We start from the raw sequence: 22,171 nt of genomic DNA on the forward strand, positions 1-22,171 counted from the left end.
CCCCGGTGGCACGAAGACGCGGCCTGCGCCGCCTCGCAGTACTCCTGCTGGCTGTGGCGCTTGTGGCCGGCGGAATCTACGCCGCCGTCTTCTTTGTACAGCGTTCCGAAACCCTCGTTTCGGAACGCTGTACGGCCGAGGCCGGTGGGAGGACTGCCGAACTCGCGCCGGACCAGGCGCTGCACGCGTCCCTGATCACCGCCGTCGCCGTCCGCCGCGGGCTGCCGGCCCGTGCCGCCAGCATCGCCCTTGCCACGGCCATGCAGGAATCAAAACTGCGCAACATCGACCACGGCGACCAGGCCGGCCCCGACTCCCGGGGGTTGTTCCAGCAGCGGCCCTCCCAGGGCTGGGGCACCGAGGCGCAGGTCATGGACCCGTACTACGCGGCCAACGCGTTTTACGACGCGCTGGTGAAGATCCCCGGCTACGAGACCCTGGAAATCACCGACGCCGCCCAGCGGGTCCAGCGCTCGGCCTTTCCCACCGCCTACGCCCAGCACGAGGACATGGGCCGGTCCTTCGCGTCAGGGCTGACCGGCCAGACACCCGAAGCCGTGCAGTGCACCCTTCGCTCCGTTGATGAGGCCGGGGATCCTGCGGAACTGGCCGCCGAACTGGAGCGTGCCTACGGGCCGCTGGGCGCCGCCGTCGACGGCCTGACCGTGACGGTACCCGCCGGCGGAAGCCAGGCATGGTCAGTGGCGCAGTGGGCGGTGGCCAATGCCAAGGGTATGGCCGTGGTCCGGGTGGACGTGGCCGGCCGAAGCTGGACGCGGGAGAACCAGGCCGGGTGGGCGGACTCCCCCGGAACCGACGGCGAAGTCCGCATCACGGTGGCCCCGGCGGACTGAGCCGGCTTATCACGCTGGGTCAGACCAACATCTCCACGACAGGCTGCACGTAGCTCCGGAACAGTTCCGGCTGGCCCATCAGCCCGTGGCTCATGATGATTTTGTCCGGCTCCAGGTACCAGGCCCGCTGCTCATTGAGAGGAAGCTCGATGATGGTCAGCGAAAAGTCCCGGGCGTCGCGACCCACCTCCATCAGCCTGTCGTCCACCAGGTCGGCGATCAGTTGGTCCGATCCGCTGGCGGCACGCTCGGCCTCAAGCTCGGCATATTCGCTCCGGCGCTCCCGGGCCCAGGTCAGGGCCGCACCGAAGTGCGCCTGGAGCACGCGCTGCAGGGCAGGGGAATTGCCGAACGCTTCGAATTCGGGCGGCGACAACTCCGGCGAGGGGTGCGGGTGGGCCTTCAGGAGCTGCTCCCACCAGGCTTCCCATTCGGTCTTGAGGGCGCTGATGCCGCCTACCTCGGCGGTGAGGTGTGTGTGGTCAGCCCGCCGGATCTTCGGTGCCGCATGGGACAGCGCCGGGGAGCCTGCGCCATCGAGCCCGGCGGTGTCCCGGACATACAGCGCGATGATCATCGGCCCGGACGTATCCGTGCTGATCTGCCACCCTGACCCGCTTGCGTGATGCATTCAAAGTCCTTCCCTGGCGTGCCCGTGCCGGGCCTGGTGCGCCAGCCCGGCGTCCCCTGGCTACAGTCTATTCCCGCGTGCTTCCGGCGGAAGTGCCGTTCACGCCTGCAGCCCGTCGAGGTGGCGTTCCAGCACGTCGGCGCACATTGCCGCGGTCATCCACTCGGGTTGCAGCAGTGCGTGCAGGCACAGCCCGTCCAGGGTTGCCAGCAGCCGCTCCGCCTCCACTACGAGGAGTTCGTCGGGGCAGTCCGCCGGCAGCAGCGTGGCCACCACCTGCCCCACCACTGCTGCCACTTCCCGGTGGCTGCGCCCTGCCATCGGAGCGAGGAAGGGCCGGATCCTGGCAGCGTTACGGAAGGCAATCCACGCGCAGAGATCCACGGCGCGTTCCTCGTCCAGGGCCAGGAGTCCGCCCAGCAGGGTTAAGACCGCCGAGCGCTGGCCGGGGGTTCCGGCGGGTTCCCGGAGCAGGTCCGGCAGCGCAGCTGCCAGGCGGCCCACCACCCGGTCCACCACGGTACCGAAGGAATACTCGAGCAGTTCCTCACTGCCGGCAAAGTAGTGCCGGACCGATCCGACCGCCAGGCCCGCCTCATCCGCTACTTCCCGGAGGGATGCCCGTTCCAGGCCGTCCACGGCGATGATCCGAAGGACCGCCTCCACAACGTCAAGGCGGCGGGCATCGGCATCTACAATTTTTGGCACCCCCTTTATTTAGCACACATGTGCCCAATAATCCGGGGACCCGCCGGGCGTGACCGGCATCCGGAACGCGGCGGTGGACGGCGGCCAGGGTGGGATAGCGTTGAGTCATGAAAATTCTGGTTACCGGGGGCACCGGTTACATCGGCTCGCACACTGTCCTTTCGCTGCAGGAGGCGGGCCACGAGGTGGTTGTCATCGACAACCTGGTGAACTCCAGCGAGGAGTCGCTGCGCCGGGTCGCTGAGCTGAGCGGCAAGAAGGCCGCGTTCCACCATGTTGACCTGGTGGACGAGGCCGCCGTAGAGCAGGTCTTCGCCGGCAGCGGCATTGACGCCGTCATCCACTTCGCCGGGCTGAAGGCCGTGGGTGAGTCGGTCCGGGAGCCGCTGCAGTACTACTACAACAACCTGGTGGGCACTCTGAACCTCCTGCGGGTCATGGACCGCCATAACGTGCGCACCATCGTGTTCAGCTCCTCAGCCACCGTGTACGGCGAGCACAACCCCACGCCCTATGTCGAAAAGATGGAGATCGGGGCCAACAACCCGTACGGCCGCACCAAGGAACAGATCGAGGACATCCTCTCCGACCTCGGCGCTGCCGACAGCCGCTGGCACATTGCCCTGCTGCGCTACTTCAACCCGGTGGGCGCCCACCCGTCAGGCCGCATCGGCGAGGACCCGCAGGGCATCCCCAACAACCTGGTACCGTTCATCGCCCAGGTGGCCGTGGGCCGGCGGGAAAAGCTTATGGTCTTCGGCGGGGACTACGACACCCCGGATGGCACGTGCCAGCGCGACTACATCCACGTGGTTGACCTTGCCGGCGGACACGTCGCTGCCCTGGACCACGTGGCGGACCGCACGGGCGTGTTCCGGTGGAACCTCGGTTCCGGCAAGGGGTCCTCCGTCCTGGAGGTCCTGCGCTCCTTCGAGAAGGCCGTGGGCCGGCCGATCCCCTACGAGGTCACGGGCCGCCGCGCCGGGGACCTGCCGGCATTCTGGGCGGATGCCTCCTCAGCCCTCGCCGACCTGAGCTGGGCCACCACCAAGACAGTGGACCAGATGTGCGAGGACCACTGGCGCTGGCAGAAGAACAATCCGCAGGGCTATGCCCCGCAAAGCTGATTAACGCCGCCGGCCGCCCACCTCCAGGAGGTGGGCGGCCGTCGTCGTAAGTATGGGGACTAGCGTGCGGGGTAGTCCCGGGCCGGTTCGCCGATGTACAGCTGGCGGGGGCGGCCGATCTTTGTTTGCGGGTCCTGTGTCATCTCGCGCCACTGGGCAATCCAACCCGGCAGGCGGCCGATGGCGAAGAGCACCGTGAACATCTTCTCCGGGAAGCCCATGGCCTTGTAGATCAGGCCGGTGTAGAAGTCCACGTTGGGGTAGAGCTTGCGCTGGATGAAGTAGTCATCGTTGAGCGCCTTCTCCTCCAGGCGGAGCGCGATCTCCAGCATCTCGTCGTTGCCGCCGAGCTTGGAGAGGATCTCGTGTGCGGTGTTTTTGACGATCTTGGCGCGGGGGTCGTAGTTCTTGTACACCCGGTGGCCGAAGCCCATGAGCCGGACGCCGTCTTCTTTGTTCTTGACCTTCTCCATGTAGTCCTCGGGCTTGGTGCCGTCGGCCTGGATCTGGCGGAGCATTTTCAGGACGGCCTCGTTGGCACCGCCGTGGGCGGGGCCGGACAGAGCGTGGATGCCTGCCGAGACGGAAGCGAAGAGGTTGGCGTCCGAGGAACCCACCAGGCGCACGGTGGACGTGGAGCAGTTCTGTTCGTGGTCCGCGTGCAGGATCAGGAGCAGGTCCAGGGCCTTGACGATGACCGGGTCCATCTCGTACTGCTCGGCCGGCAGGCCGAAGCTCAGCCGGAGGAAGTTCTCCACGAGGTTGTGGGAGTTGTCCGGGTACAGCATGGGCTGGCCGATGGACTTTTTGTGTGCGTACGCGGCGATGACCGGAAGCTTTGCCATCAGGCGGATGGTGGAGACCTCCACCTGCTCGGCGTTTTTGGGGTCCAGCGAGTCCTGGTAGAACGTGGACAGCGCCGACACCGCTGAGGACAGCACGGGCATCGGGTGCGCGTCCCGCGGGAAGCCGCTGAAGAAGCCCTTCAGCTCCTCGTGCAGCAGCGTGTGGTGGCGGATCTTCTGGTCGAACTCTTCGAGCTCGGTGGGGGTGGGCAGGTTCCCGTAGATCAGCAGGTAGGACACTTCGAGGAAGCTGGAGTGCTGCGCCAGCTGCTCGATCGGGTATCCGCGGTAGCGCAGGATGCCGGCATCGCCGTCGATGTACGTGATGGCGGAAGTGGTTGCTGCGGTGTTCATGAAGCCGGGGTCAAAGGTGACTGCGCCCGTCTGCTTCAGCAGCTTGGAAACGTCGTATCCTTCGTTCCCTTCAACAACCTGGATGCGCGGGAGCTTCAGCTCGCCACCGGCGTGGTGCAAGGTGGCGGCGTTGTTGGTCTCAGTCATGGAGTCCCCTTCATGAGGCTTCTGGGCCTCTGTCGAAAGCTTGATCCAACATCAGGTGAGCCGCGCACTGATCCTGAGTAGACAGGTTCCAACACCCGGGCTGCCTTCTTGTAGAAAGCCACCATTGATAGTCACTTAAAAAATACCGCTCCTTGGCGGGTGTCACTAATCCGAGACAGCCCAGGAGGCCCCGAAACGGCCGCTATGTGGCGCGAGTCACTCTATTGTTACAGCCCCGTTGCCGGCTACGCGGTCAGGCGGGATACTGCGGCGTCGATCCGTTCGTCGGTTCCCGTCAGCGCCACCCGGACAAAACCGTTGCCGGCTTCGCCGTAGAAAACGCCCGGCCCCACCACAATGCCAAGCCCGGCAAGTCGTGCCACCGTGGTCCAGGTGTCCTCCCCCGCTGTCGACCAAAGGTACAGGCCGGCATCGGAATTCCTGATGTCCAACCCGAATCCGCGCAGGGCCGGAACCAGCCGTTCGCGGCGGCCGCGGTACAGGTCTTTTTGCGCTTCAACGTGCGCGTCATCGCCCACCGCCACCCGCATGGCTTCCTGGACCGGGTACGGCACGATCATGCCTGCGTGCTTGCGGCTGTTGACCAGGTTGGCCATCAGCGCCGGATCACCTGCAACAAACGCGGCGCGGTAGCCGGCCAGGTTGGACTGCTTGCTCAGGGAGTAGACGGCCAGCAGGCCGTCATGGGAGCCACCGGAAACGCGGGGGTCCAGGATGCTGGGCACAGGGTTGCCGCCGCGCTGGACGTCCCATTCCCCCCAGCCAAGTTCCGCATAGCATTCGTCCGAAGCCACCACGGCCCCGATTTCACGGGCCTGGGCCACCAGTAAGCGCAGCGATTCCGCGTCCCGGACACTGCCGGTGGGGTTGCCGGGTGAGTTGACCCAGATGAGGCGCACACGGGCCCGGGTGGCGGCGTCCAGCTCATCCAGGTTGTCCGTAGCAACTGAGGTGACGCCGGCCAGGGTGGCGCCAATATCGTAGGTCGGGTAGGCAACCTTGGGACGGACGACGACGTCACCGGGCTTCAGGCCCAACAGCAGCGGCAGCCACGCCACCAGTTCCTTCGAGCCCACCGTGGGCATCACGTCGCGGGGATCAAGTCCCGCTACGCCGCGGCGGCGTTCGAACCACCCTGCGATGGCCTCGCGGAGAGCCAACGTGCCGTGCACGGTGGGATACCCCGGGGCGTTGGCGGCAGCTGACAGCGCGTCCTGCACCAGCGCCGGGGTGGGATCCACGGGGGTGCCGATGGAGAGGTTGACGGCTCCGCCGGGGTGTTCCGAGGCCTTGGCCAGGTACGGCGCCATGGCCTCCCACGGGTAGTCGGGCAGGGCAAGGCCAAAGGTGTTCACTGCAGGGCTCACGGGTGCGCCGGGGTCAGTGGTCTTGGTTCTGCGGCGGCAGCGCAGCGATCATGGGGTGGTCCTTGCCGGTGTTGCCAACCTTCGCGGCACCGCCCGGGGAACCAAGGTCGTCGAAGAACTCGACGTTGGCCTTGTAGTAGTCGGCCCACTCATCCGGGGTGTCATCCTCGTAGTAGATGGCCTCAACGGGGCAAACGGGCTCGCAGGCACCGCAGTCCACGCATTCGTCCGGATGGATGTACAGCGAACGCTCACCCTCGTAAATGCAGTCGACGGGGCACTCCTCAATACATGCCTTGTCCTTGACATCTACACACGGCTGCGCGATTACGTACGTCACGTCCCTGGCCTCTCCACGTTGGTTCCGGCGTCCCGCCGGCTCTTGCATCCGGCAACTCTGGCCGGACCCTGACTCTGTAGCCTATTATCCCCCTGCCCGTTACCGCGAACCTAGCCGGGGCGCTTGTGTGAAGCCGTTTAGTATGTTCAGGTGAGCCTGCCTGCCCCGACCCCTGCCGGATTCCTTGCCGCTGCCAAGACCGGAACGCGGGTTGTGGTCCGCTACCGCATCCCTGAAGGCTTCACGGACGCCTTGGGCGACCTGGTGGCGTGCGACGCCGGTTCCGTCACCGTCCAGACCCGGCAGGCCGCCGTCGTGATCCCCCTGGGCGCCGTGGTGGCGGCAAAGTCCGTTCCCCCGGCACCGCCGCGGCGCCGCCCGCGCAGCTGACGCCGGGTTCACTACGCACGGACGGTTCCTGCGGCCTGGCCGGCGGGTTCGGTGCGCGCATGCGTCCCGAAACGACGAATGCCACCGGCATGGCGCCGGTGGCATTCGTTGGTGCTGCGGGTTTGTTAGACCTTGGCGCGGGCGCGGTTGGCCTTGGAGCGGTCGCTGGCGTCCAAGATCACCTTACGGATGCGGATGGACTCGGGCGTCACTTCGACACACTCGTCTTCGCGGGCGAACTCAAGGGACTCTTCGAGGGTCAAAACCTTCGGCGGCGTCATGTTCTCGAAGGTGTCCGAGGAAGCTGCACGCATGTTGGTGAGCTGCTTCTCACGAGTGATGTTTACGTCCATGTCATCAGCGCGGGAGTTCTCGCCAACGATCATGCCCTCGTAAACCTCGGAGGTGGGCTGAACGAAGAAGCTCATACGTTCCTGGAGCTTGATTATCGCGAACGGGGTGACAACACCTGAGCGGTCAGCCACGATCGAACCGTTGGTGCGGTACTCGATGGGGCCGGCCCACGGCTCGTAGCCCTCGGCCAGCGAGGAAGCGATACCGGCACCGCGGGTGTCGGTCAAAAAGCGCGTGCGGAAACCGATCAAGCCACGGGCCGGAACGATGAACTCCATGCGGCACCAGCCGGTACCGTGGTTGGCCATGTTGGTCATGCGGCCCTTGCGGGAGGCCATGAGCTGGGTTACGGCGCCGAGGTACTCTTCCGGCACGTCGATGGTCATGTGTTCCATCGGCTCGTGGATCTTGCCGTCGATGGTCTTGGTGACAACCTGCGGCTTGCCCACGGTCAGCTCGAAGCCTTCACGGCGCATCTGCTCAACCAAGATGGACAGAGCCAATTCGCCACGGCCCTGAACTTCCCAAGCGTCGGGACGCTCGGTGGGGAGAACGTTCAAAGAAACGTTACCGATCAGTTCCTTGTCAAGACGATCCTTGACCTGGCGTGCGGTGACCTTGTGGCCCTTGACCTTACCGGCGATCGGGGATGTGTTGATACCGATGGTCATGGAGATTGCCGGCGGGTCAACCGTGATCAGCGGCAACGGCTGCGGGTTGTCGACGTCGGTGAGGGTCTCACCAATGGTGATTTCCTCGATGCCGGCGACAGCAACGATTTCGCCCGGTCCCGCAGAATCGGCCGGAACGCGGTCCAGTGCCTTGGTGGCCAGCAGTTCGGTGATCTTGACGTTCTTGAGCTCGCCGTTGGCGCGGGCCCAGGCGACGGTCTGCCCCTTGCGCAGGGTGCCGTTGTAGATGCGAAGCAGTGCAAGACGGCCCAGGAACGGTGAGGCGTCCAGGTTGGTGACGTGTGCCTGGAGTACGCCGTTCGGGTTGTACGTCGGCGCGGGGATGTGCTCGATGATGGTCTTGAACAGCGGCTCAAGGTCCTCATTGTCCGGAGCGGAGCCGTCCGCCGGCTGCACCAGGGAGGCACGGCCTACCTTAGCGGCTGCGTAGACAACCGGAACTTCAAGGATCTTGTCCAGGTCCAGGTCCGGAACTTCGTCGGCGAGGTCGGAGGCCAGGCCCAGCAGGAGGTCCATGGACTCGTGGACAACTTCGTCGATGCGGGAGTCGGGGCGGTCCGTTTTGTTGACGAGGAGGATGACCGGCAGGTGCGCGGCCAGGGCCTTGCGCAGCACGAAGCGGGTCTGGGGCAGCGGGCCCTCGGATGCGTCAACGAGGAGTACCACGCCGTCCACCATGGACAGGCCGCGCTCCACCTCGCCGCCGAAGTCGGCGTGGCCGGGGGTGTCGATGACGTTGATGGTGATGGTCTCACCGTTGGAGGACGGTCCGTTGTAGGCCACCGTGGTGTTCTTGGCCAGGATGGTGATGCCTTTTTCGCGTTCCAGGTCACCGGAGTCCATCACGCGGTCTTCGAGGTGGTTGTGCTCGGCAAAGGAGTTGGTCTGCTTGAGCATGGCGTCGACCAGAGTGGTCTTGCCGTGGTCAACGTGGGCCACGATCGCGACGTTGCGCAGGTCACTGCGGGAAGCAGTGTTCAGCGCGGTGTTGGTGGTGGTTTCAGACATGCGTAATGACTCGATTCAGTGGGTCAGCTGTTGTATCGCGACATTTCCAACTGGAACGCACGAAGGATCCGGCCCTTAGCACAGGGCGCCTACCACAAGTTTACCCCCTGCGGCATTTATTGGCCTAAAAACGGACGGCGCCCGCCCGGCCAGCCGGAAGCCCCCGGCCCGGCGGCCGACAACCCATGGCACGCCACACCGGAACTTTGGGTCACCATGGCTGGCGAAACCGCGCTCCATGCCACATGATTGCTCTGACACCTAATGCGAGCCCGGAGACACCCGATGCGAACTGTTTTATCCCGGACCCGCGGACGCGCTTCCGCAGCCGTCACTTTGGCGCTCTCCGGCATGGTCCTGATCGCCGGTTGCGGTGCCCCCAATGTTCCGCCGCCCGCTGCCGCACCTTCGGCAACCCAGGCACCCGCGCCATCGCCGCAACCTGCCGGCGCCTCCCAGCCGCAGGCCGCCGGAGCGAACACCAAGGCGCTGCCCGCGGGTACCCAGGTAAGGAACCCTGCCAACGGCCGGCTTGAAGTGGTGGTTCCGGACATCAGCAAAACCGTGCTGCTGATTGGCGACTCCCAGTCCGCCCCGCAGGACGGCTGGCCCCGCCTGGGCCTCGCCTCGGCCGGCTATAGCGTCTACTTTTGCGGACTCGGCGGCACGGGCTACGTCGCCGCCAATGGTGGCGTTGGAAACTACATCGACGCGCTGCTGAACGGCAACTGGCTGCTGCCTTCGGGCACGCCGGCAATGATCGTCATCCAGGGTGGTGGCAACGACGCCGGCACCGGGGCCAGCAACAGCCAGATCTCCGCGAACGCGGACCGCCTCATCGCCGAACTGAAGACCCGCTACCTGGGCACCCGGATTGTGCTTATCGGCACCCTGGCCAAGGGCGCGGCGAACGGTGGCGGCCGCCGCACCGAAGTGGACACCCTGCTGGGATCAGTGGCAGCCGCGCATGGCCTGCCGTTTATCTCAGCCGGCGACTGGCTGACCAAATACGGCGCCACCAAGGACCTTGCCGACGCCGTGCACATGAATCCGGCTGGCCGGAAGACCCTGGGTAAGGTCCTGGACGGCAAGCTGCGGGAGCTCAACCTGGAACGGAAAACCACTGTCGACCCCGACCGGCTGATGGCCCAGGGCAGCCTGGCTCCGGTGGGATCCAACCAGGATTGAGGACCGGACCCTTTACGTCCTGCTGATGAAAAGACAGGAGCCGAAGTCCTTGCGGACTTCGGCTCCTGTTTTGTGGAACGGTACGACTATGCGACCTCAGGCGGAAGCATCAGGGTAGCCCCGGGGATCGCGTTGAGAAGGGCCTTGGTGTAGTCCCTCTGCGGCGAATCGAAGACGTCGTCCGTCGTTCCGGTCTCCACCAGTTTTCCCTTCTCCATAACGCAGACGTGATCCGCGATCTGGCGGACCACAGCAAGGTCGTGGGTAATGAAGAGATAGGTCAGGCCGAGACGGGACTGCAGTTCCGCCAGGAGGTTCAGGACCTGCGCCTGGACCAGGACGTCCAGGGCCGAGACGGCTTCGTCGCAAATGATCACCTCGGGGTCGAGCGCCAGTGCACGTGCAATGGCAACACGCTGGCGCTGCCCACCCGACAGCTCGTTCGGGTAGCGCTTCATGGTGGACTGCGGCAGCGACACCTGATCCAGGAGCTCCCGGACCTTCTTTTCCCGGCTTGCGGCATCGCCGATCTTATGGACGCGCAGCGGTTCCTCGATGGTGCGGAAGATGCTGTACATCGGGTCCAGGGATCCGTAGGGATCCTGGAAGATGGGCTGCACACGCCGGCGGAATTTGAAAATATCCTTGGTGTTCAGCGTCGACGTGTCCACACCATCAAAAACAATCCTGCCGGATGTGGGTTTGAGGAGGTTCAGGACCATCTGCGCCACCGTGGACTTGCCGGACCCCGACTCCCCCACGATCGCCGTTGTGGTTCCCCGTTTGATGGAGAACGAAACATCGTCCACCGCGGTGAAGTCGGTTGACCGGGCGAACCCCGAGCGCAGCTTGAACACTTTGCTGAGGTTTTCGATCTGGAGAACCTCAGCCGGCTTGGACTTTTCAACCACGACGTCGTCGCTGGTGAGCAAATCGCTGGACTCGAGCCCCCGGTCCTTCGCCACCTGGATACGTCGTGAGGCGAGCGAAGGAGCGGAATTGACCAGCCGCTTTGTGTAGGGGTGCTGCGGGTTGCGCAGGAGCTCAAGCGACGGCCCTGCCTCCACAACCTGCCCGCGGTACATGACCACTACCTTGTCAGCGCGTTCAGCTGCGAGCCCGAGGTCGTGGGTAATCAGCAGGACCGCGGTACCCAGTTCGGATGTCATCTTGTCCAGATGGTCAAGGATCTGCCGCTGGACCGTCACGTCCAATGCGGATGTGGGCTCATCGGCGATCAGCAGGCGCGGCTGGCACGACAGGCCGATGGCAATCAGCGCCCGTTGGCGCATGCCTCCGGAGAACTCATGCGGGTACTGCTTGGCACGCCGGGCCGCGTCGGGCAGCCCGGCCTCCGTGAGGACCTTTGCAACGTCCTCGGGACCGCTGGGCAGCCCGTTGGCCTTGAGCGTCTCCTTAACCTGGTAACCGATCTTCCAGACCGGGTTCAGGTTGGACATCGGGTCCTGCGGCACCATACCGATGCTGTTGCCCCGAAGCTCAATCATGCGCTTCTCGCTGGCATGGGCAATGTCTTCGCCGTCAAAGAAGATCTGTCCGGCGGAGACCCTTCCGTTTCCGGGCAGAAGCCCGATTGCAGCCAGTGCAGTGGTGGACTTTCCGGAGCCTGATTCACCTACGATAGCCACCGTCTCGCCGGGCATGATGGTCAGGTGGGCATTCCGGACCGCGTTGACGTCGCCATTGCTTGTAGCAAACGTAATAGCCAGATCCTTGATCTCCAGGAGCGGGCGCCCGGTACGGCTTCCTGTTTCACGTATGTCGATGGACTCGTTCACAGCATCCCCTCTCAACGCTTCCGCGCCTTGGGATCGAGAGCGTCACGCAGGGCATCGCCCAGCATGATGAAGCTCAGCACGGTAATGGACAGCGCAATGGCGGGGTACAGCAGGGGCAGCGGATTGGACCGCAGCGAGGACTGGGCGGCCTGGATGTCGTTGCCCCAGGACATCACGCTGGGCGGCAGCCCAATGCCGAGGAACGACAGGGTCGCTTCCGCCACGATGAAGGTTCCCAGCGAGATGGTCGCAACCACAATGATGGGTGCCAGCGAGTTGGGCAACACGTGGCGGACAAGTGCGCTGAACTTCGAGACGCCCAGCGAACGGGCGGCCGTGACAAAGTCTGCATTGCGCACTTCAATGACCGCGCCACGGGTGATGCGGGCAATCTGGGGCCAGCCGAAAACAACGAGGATGACTACCAGGGTCCACGGATTCCTGTTCGCCCGGAAGTAGGGAACCTGGATCAGGACGATGGCACCAAGGATCAGCGGCAATGCGAAGAAGATGTCGTTGATCCTGGCCAGGACGGCGTCAATCCAGCCGCCATAGTAGCCGGCAATCGAGCCGACAATGCCGCCGATCAGCAGGACTCCCAGGGTGGTGAACAGGCCCACCGTTACGGACGCCTGGGCACCGAAGATCATGCGCGCGTAAACGTCACAGCCCTGCTTGGTGAAACCCAGGGGATGCCCCGCCGTGGCAGGCCCGTTGGAACTGGACAGCTGGCATGCTTCGGTGGCGGGGTTGATGGGAGAAAACAATCCCGGGAAGAGCGACACCAAGGCCACGACCAGGATCAGGAACGCCGAGATCAGGAACAGCGGTTGCTTGCGGAGGTTTTTCCAGGCCTCGCCCCACAGGCTGAGCGGGGCTGATTCCTCTTTGACCTGATCCACAGCCTGGAGCGGTGTTTCGGCGACTTCCGCGACGAAATGCTCCAGGCTGCGGGTGGTTCCTGGCGTTTCGCCGGGACGGTTGGGATTGTTATCAGGAGTCATAGCGGATCCTTGGGTCAAGCCAGGCGTACAGAAGGTCTACCAGCAGGTTGGATACAACGTAGATGAGGACCAGAACAGTCACAATGGACACGACTGTGGGACCTTCACCGGACAGCACGGCCCGGTATAGCCGCTGCCCCACACCTGGGATATTGAAGATGCCCTCGGTAACGATTGCGCCGCCCATCAGCGCCCCAAGGTCAGCACCAAGGAACGTGATCACGGGGATGAGCGAGTTGCGCAGGATGTGGACCCGGACCACGCGGGAGCGGGACAGACCTTTGGCCGTGGCGGTCCGTACATAGTCCGCGTTCATGTTTTCAAGCACGCTGGTTCGGGTGAGCCGCAGAACGTAGGCGAACGAACCCAGCCCCAGCACGATGGCCGGAAGAATGAGGTCCTGCACTGACGCGCCGGCGCTCACGGTTGGTTTGGCCCAGCCCAGTTGGACGCCGATGAAAAACTGCAGCACGAAGCCGAGAACGAAGATCGGGATGCCAATGACGATCAGCGAGGCTACCAAAACGGTGGCGTCGAAGATTTTTCCCTTGCGCAGGCCTGCAATCAGGCCGAAGAGAATGCCGAAGAAGCCCTCAAAGATGAGGGCCATGACGGCCAGGCGGGCGGTCACGGGGAACACTTCACCCAGGACGGCAGCGATAGGCCGGCCAGAAAAGTCCAGGCCGAGGTCGAAGGTAAAAATGCTCTTGAGGTAGAGCAGGTACTGGATCCAGAACGGCTGGTCAAGGTTGTACTGCTTGCGGAGCTGGGCGGCGACTGCCTCGTTGACGGGCCTGTCGCCGAACAGTGCGGCGATGGGATCGCCGGGGAGGCTGAAAACCAGGAAATACACCAGCAGCGTGGCGCCGAGGAAAACGGGGATCACCTGGAGGAAGCGCTTGAGGATATATGTGGTCATCAGAGGATGCCACCCCTTGAAGCGTTCAGCTTCTCCAGGTGTGTGGTGGAGCTGTTCATCAAAGAACCTTTACAGTCAGGAGCAGGTAGCGCCGGAATAGCACCGACCGCCAACCGCGATAATACTCCCGGAGTCCGGGCGAAGGATTGAGGGCAACAAAACGACGGCGGAGGTACCCCTGAAGGGAGCCCCCCGCCGTCGTCCTATTCAGTTACTTGCCGGTGATCTGGTAGTACAGCGGTACGCCGTTCCAGCCGTAGTCGACATTGGTGACGTTGTCACTCCAGCCGCCCTGGGAAACCTGGTACCACAGCGGGATGGCGGGGAGATCCGTCAGCAGGGTCTCCTGCGCCTTGTTCATCGCTTGGTTGCCTTCGCTCACAGAGGAGGCTCCGAGGCCCTTTGAGATCGCTTCATCAAACGCCGGGTTGGCGTAGCGGGCGTCATTGGAACCTGCACCGGTCTTGTAGATCGGTCCGAGGAAGTTGTACAGCGACGGGTAGTCTGCCTGCCATCCCGCACGGATTGAACCGGTCAGGGTGCCTGCGGTTGCATCGTTGCGGGCTTCCTTGAAGGTGGGGTACGGCTTACCTTCAGCCTTGATGCCAAGGGTGTTCTTGATCTGGTTCACAACAGCTTCAACCCAGGCCTGGTGTCCGCCCTTGTCGGCGTTGTAGGCGATGGAGAAAGTGCTGTTCGCGTCCCACTTCTGGATGGCATCGGCTTGCTTCCACAGGTCCTTGGCCTTGGTCTCGTTGAATTCGAGGTTTTCGTGGCCGGGGATGCTGTCGCTGTAGCCGTCCAGCACGGGGGCCGTGAAGTCCTTGGCGGGCTGGCGGGCACCGTTGAAGATGACCTTGGTGATCTCATCACGGTTGATCGCCATGGAGATGGCCTGGCGGCGGAGCTTGCCCGCCTCGCCGCTCCACTCGGGAAGGTATTCCGGGATGGCGATGGTCTGGTTGCCGGCGTACGGCTTGTTGATCGTACGGTCGCCCAGGTCGGACTCGAAGTTGGCCAGCGCGCTGGTGGGGATCGTCTGGAGTACGTCGAGGCTGTTGCTCAGGAGGTCCTGGTAGGCAGTGTCATCGTTCTGGAAAATCTTGAACGTAACGCCGCCGTTTTTGGGCTTGCGCGGACCGTCGTAGTCCGGGTTCGGAACGAGCTGGATCTGCACGTTGTGCTGCCAGCCGCCGTCGGCCAGCTTGTACGGGCCATTGCCAACAGGGGTTTCACCGAATCCCTTGGGGTCAGCGAGTGCGCCCGCGGGGACCGGAGCAAACGCGCTGTAGCCGAGGCGGAGCGGCCAGTCGGACTCAGGCTGGCCGAGTTCAACGGTAAACGTCGTATCGTCAACGACCTTCAGGCCGGACATGGTGTCAGCCGTTGAACCTTCTGCGTTGACTTCGTCGTAGCCCTTGATGGACTCAAAGAAGGAGCTGCTCAGCTGGGCGTTCTTGGCGGCCGCACCGAAGTTCCAGGCATCCACGAAGGTCTTGGCCGTGATGGCCTCGCCGTTGGTGAATTTTTCGCCGGACTTGATCTTGATGGTGTAGTTCTGGCCGTCCGGCGCCTCGATGGACTCTGCCATCTCGTTGACCGGCTTGCCGCTCGGGTCATAGCTGACGAGGCCGGCGAAAACCATATCGATGATCTTGCCGCCACCAACTTCGTTGGTGTCTGCCGGCATGAGCGGCCGCTGGGGTTCAGAACCGTCCACGATGATCACACGGTTCGTGTCACCACCGCTGGCACCGTCATTGCTGCCGCCTCCGGCGCCGCAACCGGTAAGGGCAAGCGCGGCGATTGCCGCCATGCCCAGTGCTTTGGAAGTGCGCGTGAAACGCATTCCGCCTCCTATGAGTTGTGGGAGATAACGAGGGGAATCTTGTGTTTCCCCGCAGGCCGGGCACAGCTGTCCGCTGTGACGGGGCCTACATATACGAGTAGCCTAACCGCTTGAAGTCCAAATACTGGTACTCCGTTGCCAAACCGTAACCGGCGCCGTTCGCCGCGCTAGTCGGTAAACGGAAGTTGTGCAAGTCACATGCTACTCGCGGGTAGTGGCAGCTGTGAAATCGAAGGTGGAACCGCTCCCAGCCGAAGTCTGCCGACGCCACAATGTGCGGCAGCCGATCAGAACGCGGCTACGCCAGCCGCCATTCCCAGACATTCCACCAGACGCCCAGCGGCCCGGCGCTGGATTTCACACCCGTGATCCGTGGCCCCACGGCGGTGGCCCCGACGGTCTGGTACAGCGGGAGGCCGTAGGCGTTCTCCCACAGCCGTTTGTCCACGGCGACCAGCAGATCATCCTGTTTGCCCAGGTCCGTGGTGCCGGAGAGCTCCGCCATGGCTTTATCCGCAGCGTCATCGGAGAACCCGTTGAAGTTGCTCCCCGCCCCGGTCCGGAAAATCTGCGGCACGCGGCTGACTCCGGCGCCGGTTCCGATCCACCCGAGGAGCGTGGCGTCGTGGTTGCTGCTGCCCAGGGACCTGGTCCAGTCGGCGTTTCCTTCGCCGGCGTCCACCACGGTGAAGCCGGCAAGCTTCGCGGAGTCACGGATCAACCCAAATGACTCCGCCCGGTTGGGGTTGTCGCGGTTGAACAGAATGCGGATGGTGGGCGTTTTGCCGGCCAACAGCTTTTTGGCGCCCTCGATGTCCACGTCCGCATAGGCTTCCGAACCGTTGTTCTTGACGGTGTCGCCGTATTTCGGCTGCCCGGGAAGGAACACGTGGGAATCCAGTGGTTTGGCATCCGGAAGCAGGTCCCCCACCACGGCCTCAACGATGGCTTCCCGGGGAACTGTCTTCAGGAACGCTTCGCGGACTTCCCGGGCGGCAAACGGCCCGGTGAAGTTCAGGTCGAGGTGGTCATAGCCGGACTGGCTGTACCGTTCCACCGTGACCCCTTGCGAGGTCAGGCCGGCGAAAATGGCCTCATTCCCGGCGGAGGGCTGCGGCGCGATGATGTCCGCCTGGCCGTTCCGGAGGGCGTCGACAGCGGCGGGGAAACTCGCGGTGAACCGGACGTTGATCTCGTCGAGCCGCGGTTCCTGGCCCCAGACGTAGTCCCGGTTCCGCACCATTTTCATGGAGACGTCCGGCACGATGTCCTGGACGATGAAGGGGCCGCTGGAGAGGTAGAGCGAGGGGTCATCGGGGATGGCCGAAGTATTGAACCCGGAGTTCCAGAAATCCGCGACCTTTTTCAGGTCGGCGTTGACTGCCGGCTTTTCCGGGTTTCCGCGCGGTGATTCCTCGAGGAGTTTGACCAAGGCGTCCTCGTCGCTGAGGCCGCCCTTGGCCGCGACCACATGCGCCGGCAGGCCGATGTCGAACGCCACCTCCCAGTCAGCGTAAGGCTGGGTGTACTCCAGCGTGATGGACCGGCCGTCATCGCCGAGCTCGGGGAGAACCGTGCCCGCGAGGCCGCCGGTGTCCGCGGCCGAATCGAAATACGTGGTGCCGGTGCCGAGGGCCGGATCCTCGTCGTCGAAGTATCCTGACCCGGCCGCCCACGCAAGGAGAAGGTCCCCGGCGTCGATGGCCTCGCCGTCGGACCATTTGACGCCTTCGTTGACCGTGTAGCGGACCTTGAGCGGCTGGTCGGAGATCTTTTCGTAGCCGCCGAATTTGTCATTCCGCACCACCCGGGCCGTTTGGTCCAGGAAATGGAAGCCGGAGTGCGTGACGGCGCCGATCTTGGAATTGATGTCGGTGTTGCCGTCAGCGCTGAAGGGGTTGAACGAGGTGAAGGCGTTTACCTCCGCCACGGTGGCAATGCCGCCGGTTTTGGTTTCCCCCACCACTACCGGTGCGCTGCCGCCGCCCTGGCAACCGGACAGAACCAGGACGGCTGCCAATGCCGCGGCGATGAGCCGCATCAGATGCCTGACAGGCATGGAGCCTCCTTGTGTTGTCCTCCCGGGAAGGGGGACCTGCCATCAGCACGTCACGCCCTCTAAACAGGATAAGCCGTCTGCCTGGTCATGGCCGGTGCTGCGGCGGGCTCAGCAACCGCGTCGCCGCGCCGTCGGGACTCTTCAGCAGGGCATCCGCACGACGGCGGTGCTCCCGCCGCTTCCCATCCTCCATGCCGTCGAGCAGGGACACCACCATCTTGGCGCGGTGGTTCCGTTCGAAGACGGGCCGGTGGTCCTCGACGAAGGCCCAGTACAGGCCGTCCCAGTCCGGCATCCAGTCACCGGCGGGCAGGTCCGACATTTTCTTCAGGTAGTTGCTGCCGGACACATAGGGTTTGGTGGTGATGTCGGCACCTGCAGCGAACTGGCTCATGGCGTAAACGTTGGGCACCATGACCCAGTCATAGGCGTCGATGAACAGTTCCATGAACCACTCGTAGGCGTCGTCGGGGTGTATCCGCAGCAAGGACATCGCGTTGCCCAGTACCATCAGCCGTTCAATGTGGTGGGCGTATCCGGTGGCCAGTACACGGGAGATGACCAGGTCCACAGGCGCCAGGCCCGTGGTTCCATCCCACCACCCCTCCCCCAGCCCGTTCCTGTGGTTGAGCCCGTTGGCGCTCCGCATCTGGCGGCCGCGCGTGCGGTACGTGGCGCGCATGTATTCCCGCCACCCGATCACCTGCCGGATAAAGCCCTCGAGGGACGCCAGCGGGGTGGATTGGTCCGCGCCGTCCAGGACCGCCTGGACAACTTCCCGGGGGTCGAGCAGCCCGATGTTGAGCGCCGGGGTCAGCAGAGCGTGGTTGATGAACGGATGCTCGCGGGAAATCGCATCCTCGTACGGCCCGAAGTCCGCCAGCCGTTCAGTGATGAACTCCTGGAGGTGCCGGCGGGCTTCGTCGGCGCTGGTGGGCCAGGCGAACAGGTGCGGGTCGCCCGGGGCCGCCGGGAATTCCTTCGCAACCCATTCAATCGCCCGTACGACGTCGGGCGAAGGCTCCCCGGGCTGGTCGCCTTTTGCCTCGCCAGGGTCAGCCGTCAGGCTTTCGAAGTCAAAGGTTCCCTGTTGCTGCGGGTCGGAATGGCGGGCGAAGAGGCCTACTGTGGGCGGCACATAGCCGCGCGGAAGCTTCTTCCGGTTCTCGGCATCGAACGACCACTTCCCGCCCACAGGATCCCCGTTCTGGACCAGGACGTCCAGCCGGCGGCGCTGCCAGACGTAGAAGTCGTGCATGCGGGCCGGGTTATCGGCGAACCAGGAATCGATCCGGCTGCGGTCCGTAAGGAAGTTGGGCGTCTCCAGGACGTCGTCGGCACGCATCCGGTAGCCGGCGTCCCCGAGGCCCGCCACCAGGTCCTTTTCCAGCCAGTCGTCCACAACATCGAACCAGGTCACCTTCGCCGGATGGCGGTGCCGGATGAATTCCGCGAGCTGCGCCCGCGACGAGCGGTTGGCGGAGCTCTCCAAAACAGCCACGTCATGCCCATGATCCCGCAGCCTGCGGGCGAACCGGGCCATGGAAGCACGGTGCAGGACCAGTTTGTGCGAATGGAACGAGTACTGGCGGAAGAGCAGGTCGTGCTCGATCAGCACAAACACTGTCCCGTCGGCCTCGTCGAGGTGCTGGTCAAAAAGCTGATGGGGCAGGACGAGGCGGACGTGGCGGCCGGATGTCATGACGTAACGATAATGCGAAATGCCTCCATCCGGAGCGAATACTGTGGGGATCAGCCCACTGCAGAACTTCCCGGAGGACACCGTGCCCGACTCCCCACGCCCGCTGCGCAAGCTGGGTTTCCTGACCATTGGCCTGTTTGATCCTGCGGATCCGGCCGCCGGGCACGAGAGCACGCTGCAGGTCATCGAACTGGGTGAGCGGCTGGGGTTCGACAGTGCCTGGCTGCGCCACCGGCACCTCCAATACGGGATCTCCTCCCCCATCGCTGTCATGGCCGCTGCCAGCCAGCGCACCTCCCGGATTGAACTTGGTACCGCGGTGACGCCTTTGGGGTGGGAGAACCCGCTGCGACTGGCTGAGGACCTGGCCACGGTGGACCTGCTGTCCGGCGGCCGCATCAATCCGGGCGTCAGTGTTGGGGAACCGATGCAGTGGGACACCGTGAGGCAGGAGCTGTACCCTGATTCCGCGGACGTGGAGGATTTCGGTTACACCCGCGTGGACCGGCTGGGACGGATGATTGCCGGCGAACCCGTCAGGGAGTTCAGCGGCAAGCAGGGCGTGGTGGAGGAGTTCTCCAACCGCGTTGAACCGCACTCCAAGGGACTGCGGGGCCGGCTCTGGTACGGCGCTGCCAGCCGGAAGTCTGCCGTGTGGGCCGGGGAAAACGGGTTCAACCTGCTCTCCAGCAGCGTCATTTTTCCCGGTGAGGGCGAGGCCCCGGACTTTGCCCGGATCCAGCAGTCCCAGATCAGGGCCTTCCGCGCAGCGGCGGGAGCCCGTCAGCACGCGCCTGCGCGCGTCTCACAGGGTCTGGTGGTCATCCCTACCGACTCCGCTTCCCCCGGCCAGCGTGCCAAGTACCAGCGGTACGTCGACGAGCGGACGCCCCGCACCGCCGTGCCACAGGGGCCGAAACGGATGATGTTCGCGCCGGACCTCATCGGGACCAGCAGCGAGATTGCGGAGCAGCTGCAGGCGCACGCGGGTTACCAGGAAGTTGACGAGGTGGCGTTCGCCCTGCCGTTCAGCTTCGACCATGAGGACTACGTACAGATCCTCACGGACATCGCCACCGGCCTGGGCCCGGCGCTGGGATGGCACCCGGCGGCGCACTGACCGCCGGGTTCACCTCCCCGCTAGGAATAGAACGCGGCGCTGGGCAGATCCTTCTCGCCGTCGACGATAGCTGTGATGATCCGTCCTGCCACGAAGTCCGGATCCAGTGCCGCTCCAAACCCTGGCGCCGACCCGGCGATCGGGTGTTCGGACAGGGCTGTGCCGGTGTGGCCTGGCCTGGCATCCACGATCCGGATGCCTGCCCGGCGATACTCGCGCGCCGCCGCGACAACGAAGGCGCCGAGAGCCGCCTTCGACGCGGAATATGCGGCCAGGCCGGCTACAGGTGACTCAGCAACCACGCCACTCAGGGTTAGAACAAAAGGCTCCCGGCCCGCACGCGCCGAATCCGCAAGGTGCGGCTGGCTCGAGGCAATGAGCTGGATCGCACTGGTCACGTTCACCGCGAAGAGTTCGTCCACCGTTGCCGCGGAAATCTCCGATGCGGCGCCAAAGGCAACCACCCCCGACGCGATGACCAGCCCATCCAGGCGTCCGTGCTCGGCGAGCGTGGCGTCGAGCACCCTCCGGATCGTGCCAGGTACCCGCAGATCATCCCCGCCGGTCCTCGATGACCTGGCAACGACGGCCCCGCCACCTTCCAGCCCGGCGGCTATCCTCGAACCGAGCCCGCCAGTGGCTCCAACCACCAAAACAACCGCACCCTCAAGATCCGTCATTGCTTGAGCCTAGGTCACGCGCGGCGGGAAAGGACGATAAGCCGGAACTGCACTTAGGCTCCGTCGAACGGCGGCGTCACCGGATCGTGTAGGCGAATCCGCGCCCGTCTGAGGCCGCAGCACGGACAAAGTCTTTCGCTTTGTTCAGGTACGCGGTCGCGTAGGCCACCTCAGATTCCAACTCCTCACCGGGCGGGTAGGTCCCCATCAGGAGTGCTTCCATGTGGCGTTCGTTGACCGTCGCCAGGTCCCGGGCGATCAATGCGACGTCGTGGGGCGGGAGTACCCGCACCCATGCCCGCCATGAGAGGCCACCGTCACCGTAGGTCACCTGCCCTTCAAACATCCGGTAGGCCGCCCTGGCCGTAGCGCCGGAAAAGCGTGGAGCAGTGAGCCGCTGCAGGTGGGGCCAGGCTTTGTCGAGGTTCAGGAAGTCCCGCTCGGGCAGGAATTGCCTGAAATCTGTGACGCCCCGCTGAAAGCCAGGTTGCAGACCCCACGCGTCTGCGAGCGGATCCACTCCAATCACCGTGAACGGGTCGGCGAGCGCCTTCTCCGTCTGATTGCTGTCGAACGCATATGCGTAGTATCTGATTCCCATACAACGATCCTGAGCCCCAAAGCCCACCTTCGTTCGTTGGTATTTTCCAACTGTGGATAACTTGGGCCCAAGGATGCTACGGCAGGCCTCAAATTCTTGCTTCCGATGCAGCCCTTTCTGCAATCCATCCCCTATCTGGCGGAACCATGCAGCGGAGCGATGTTCGCCAATGTCGTCCAAGGACCCTGACAGCTTCGACAGCAGCATGACCCCTCCCGCAGTCGGATACTTTTCATGGGCACTCCCATCGATTCCCTTGATCACCACGGTGCTGCCATCCTTTGCGCACTGCACGGTCACGGACTTCGGGCCGGAACTGCTTGGGCATAATCACTATCTTTCTCACAGAAGATAGCGGCATCAACCCCTGGACGGTTCAGGGCTTTCTTTTTACATGTACCGCAGCTCCGTT

19 protein-coding genes are annotated in these 22,171 nt (G+C 64.1%); 5 read left to right on the plus strand and 14 right to left on the minus strand.

Annotated elements, in window-relative coordinates; genetic code table 11:
- The first annotated feature begins 5 nt into the window (after positions 1-5).
- Positions 6-854: a hypothetical protein gene (locus ACRB8A_RS13095; RefSeq protein ID WP_050685882.1), complete on the plus strand. Its 849-nt coding sequence runs from the start codon at positions 6-8 to the stop codon at positions 852-854.
- A 19-nt stretch (positions 855-873) separates the two neighbouring features.
- Here the strand turns inward: ACRB8A_RS13095 and ACRB8A_RS13100 are convergent, their stop codons facing one another.
- On the minus strand, positions 874-1,485 hold the full coding sequence (locus ACRB8A_RS13100) for a hypothetical protein (protein WP_050685880.1): 612 nt from the start codon (positions 1,483-1,485) through the stop codon (positions 874-876).
- 99 nt (positions 1,486-1,584) lie between these two features.
- Positions 1,585-2,193 carry a TetR/AcrR family transcriptional regulator gene (locus tag ACRB8A_RS13105; protein WP_050685878.1) on the minus strand — a complete coding sequence of 203 codons (609 nt, stop codon included), beginning with the start codon at positions 2,191-2,193 and terminating at the stop codon, positions 1,585-1,587.
- A 107-nt stretch (positions 2,194-2,300) separates the two neighbouring features.
- Here ACRB8A_RS13105 and galE point away from each other — a divergent pair, with 107 nt between their 5' ends.
- Positions 2,301-3,320 (plus strand): UDP-glucose 4-epimerase GalE, encoded by a 1,020-nt coding sequence (gene galE / locus ACRB8A_RS13110; protein WP_432244834.1) that lies wholly within the window; start codon positions 2,301-2,303, stop codon positions 3,318-3,320.
- Between the two features lie 59 nt (positions 3,321-3,379).
- Here galE and ACRB8A_RS13115 read toward each other — a convergent pair whose 3' ends face one another.
- The 3 genes from ACRB8A_RS13115 to fdxA form a co-directional block, all read right to left on the minus strand.
- Entirely contained in the window at positions 3,380-4,666 is a 1,287-nt protein-coding gene (locus tag ACRB8A_RS13115) for a citrate synthase (RefSeq protein WP_050685874.1), read from the minus strand.
- A gap of 245 nt (positions 4,667-4,911) precedes the next feature.
- Positions 4,912-6,054, minus strand: a complete 1,143-nt coding sequence (gene dapC, locus ACRB8A_RS13120; protein WP_285240700.1) for a succinyldiaminopimelate transaminase — start codon at positions 6,052-6,054, stop codon at positions 4,912-4,914.
- A 13-nt stretch (positions 6,055-6,067) separates the two neighbouring features.
- Positions 6,068-6,394, minus strand: a complete 327-nt coding sequence (gene fdxA / locus ACRB8A_RS13125; RefSeq protein WP_050685972.1) for a ferredoxin — start codon at positions 6,392-6,394, stop codon at positions 6,068-6,070.
- A 150-nt stretch (positions 6,395-6,544) separates the two neighbouring features.
- On the opposite strand from fdxA, the gene ACRB8A_RS13130 reads away from it, so the two are divergent.
- Positions 6,545-6,784, plus strand: coding sequence for a hypothetical protein (locus tag ACRB8A_RS13130; protein WP_050685872.1), 240 nt, complete (start codon positions 6,545-6,547; stop codon positions 6,782-6,784).
- A gap of 125 nt (positions 6,785-6,909) precedes the next feature.
- Here ACRB8A_RS13130 and typA read toward each other — a convergent pair whose 3' ends face one another.
- Positions 6,910-8,838 (minus strand): translational GTPase TypA, encoded by a 1,929-nt coding sequence (gene typA, locus ACRB8A_RS13135; RefSeq protein ID WP_056597081.1) that lies wholly within the window; start codon positions 8,836-8,838, stop codon positions 6,910-6,912.
- A 285-nt stretch (positions 8,839-9,123) separates the two neighbouring features.
- On the opposite strand from typA, the gene ACRB8A_RS13140 reads away from it, so the two are divergent.
- On the plus strand, positions 9,124-10,026 hold the full coding sequence (locus ACRB8A_RS13140) for an SGNH/GDSL hydrolase family protein (RefSeq protein ID WP_056597079.1): 903 nt from the start codon (positions 9,124-9,126) through the stop codon (positions 10,024-10,026).
- An 86-nt stretch (positions 10,027-10,112) separates the two neighbouring features.
- Here ACRB8A_RS13140 and ACRB8A_RS13145 read toward each other — a convergent pair whose 3' ends face one another.
- From ACRB8A_RS13145 to ACRB8A_RS13170, 6 genes are all read right to left on the minus strand, one after another.
- Complete coding sequence (locus ACRB8A_RS13145) at positions 10,113-11,825, minus strand: ABC transporter ATP-binding protein (RefSeq protein ID WP_432244835.1); 1,713 nt, start codon at positions 11,823-11,825, stop codon at positions 10,113-10,115.
- A gap of 11 nt (positions 11,826-11,836) precedes the next feature.
- On the minus strand, positions 11,837-12,829 hold the full coding sequence (locus tag ACRB8A_RS13150; protein WP_056597077.1) for an ABC transporter permease: 993 nt from the start codon (positions 12,827-12,829) through the stop codon (positions 11,837-11,839).
- Positions 12,819-13,748, minus strand: a complete 930-nt coding sequence (locus ACRB8A_RS13155; protein ID WP_056597076.1) for an ABC transporter permease — start codon at positions 13,746-13,748, stop codon at positions 12,819-12,821. The genes ACRB8A_RS13150 and ACRB8A_RS13155 overlap by 11 nt, the downstream gene beginning before the upstream one ends.
- 211 nt (positions 13,749-13,959) lie before the next feature.
- Positions 13,960-15,597 carry a peptide ABC transporter substrate-binding protein gene (locus ACRB8A_RS13160; protein ID WP_056597074.1) on the minus strand — a complete coding sequence of 546 codons (1,638 nt, stop codon included), beginning with the start codon at positions 15,595-15,597 and terminating at the stop codon, positions 13,960-13,962.
- Positions 15,598-15,895: 298 nt separating this feature from the next.
- Positions 15,896-17,656, minus strand: a complete 1,761-nt coding sequence (locus ACRB8A_RS13165; RefSeq protein WP_432244836.1) for an ABC transporter family substrate-binding protein — start codon at positions 17,654-17,656, stop codon at positions 15,896-15,898.
- 85 nt (positions 17,657-17,741) lie between these two features.
- Entirely contained in the window at positions 17,742-19,358 is a 1,617-nt protein-coding gene (locus ACRB8A_RS13170; RefSeq protein ID WP_432244837.1) for a cryptochrome/photolyase family protein, read from the minus strand.
- Positions 19,359-19,440: 82 nt separating this feature from the next.
- On the opposite strand from ACRB8A_RS13170, the gene ACRB8A_RS13175 reads away from it, so the two are divergent.
- Entirely contained in the window at positions 19,441-20,478 is a 1,038-nt protein-coding gene (locus ACRB8A_RS13175; protein ID WP_050685971.1) for an LLM class flavin-dependent oxidoreductase, read from the plus strand.
- Between the two features lie 20 nt (positions 20,479-20,498).
- On the opposite strand, the gene ACRB8A_RS13180 is transcribed toward ACRB8A_RS13175, so the two are convergent.
- A complete protein-coding gene (locus tag ACRB8A_RS13180; RefSeq protein WP_050685863.1) occupies positions 20,499-21,158 on the minus strand; it encodes an SDR family NAD(P)-dependent oxidoreductase in 660 nt (219 codons plus the stop codon).
- Between the two features lie 76 nt (positions 21,159-21,234).
- Positions 21,235-22,026 carry a hypothetical protein gene (locus ACRB8A_RS13185; RefSeq protein ID WP_432244838.1) on the minus strand — a complete coding sequence of 264 codons (792 nt, stop codon included), beginning with the start codon at positions 22,024-22,026 and terminating at the stop codon, positions 21,235-21,237.
- Positions 22,027-22,171: the final 145 nt, after the last annotated feature.

The sequence above is a fragment of the Arthrobacter sp. G.S.26 genome (genome assembly GCF_050847375.1).
In the GTDB taxonomy this organism is placed as follows: domain Bacteria; phylum Actinomycetota; class Actinomycetes; order Actinomycetales; family Micrococcaceae; genus Arthrobacter.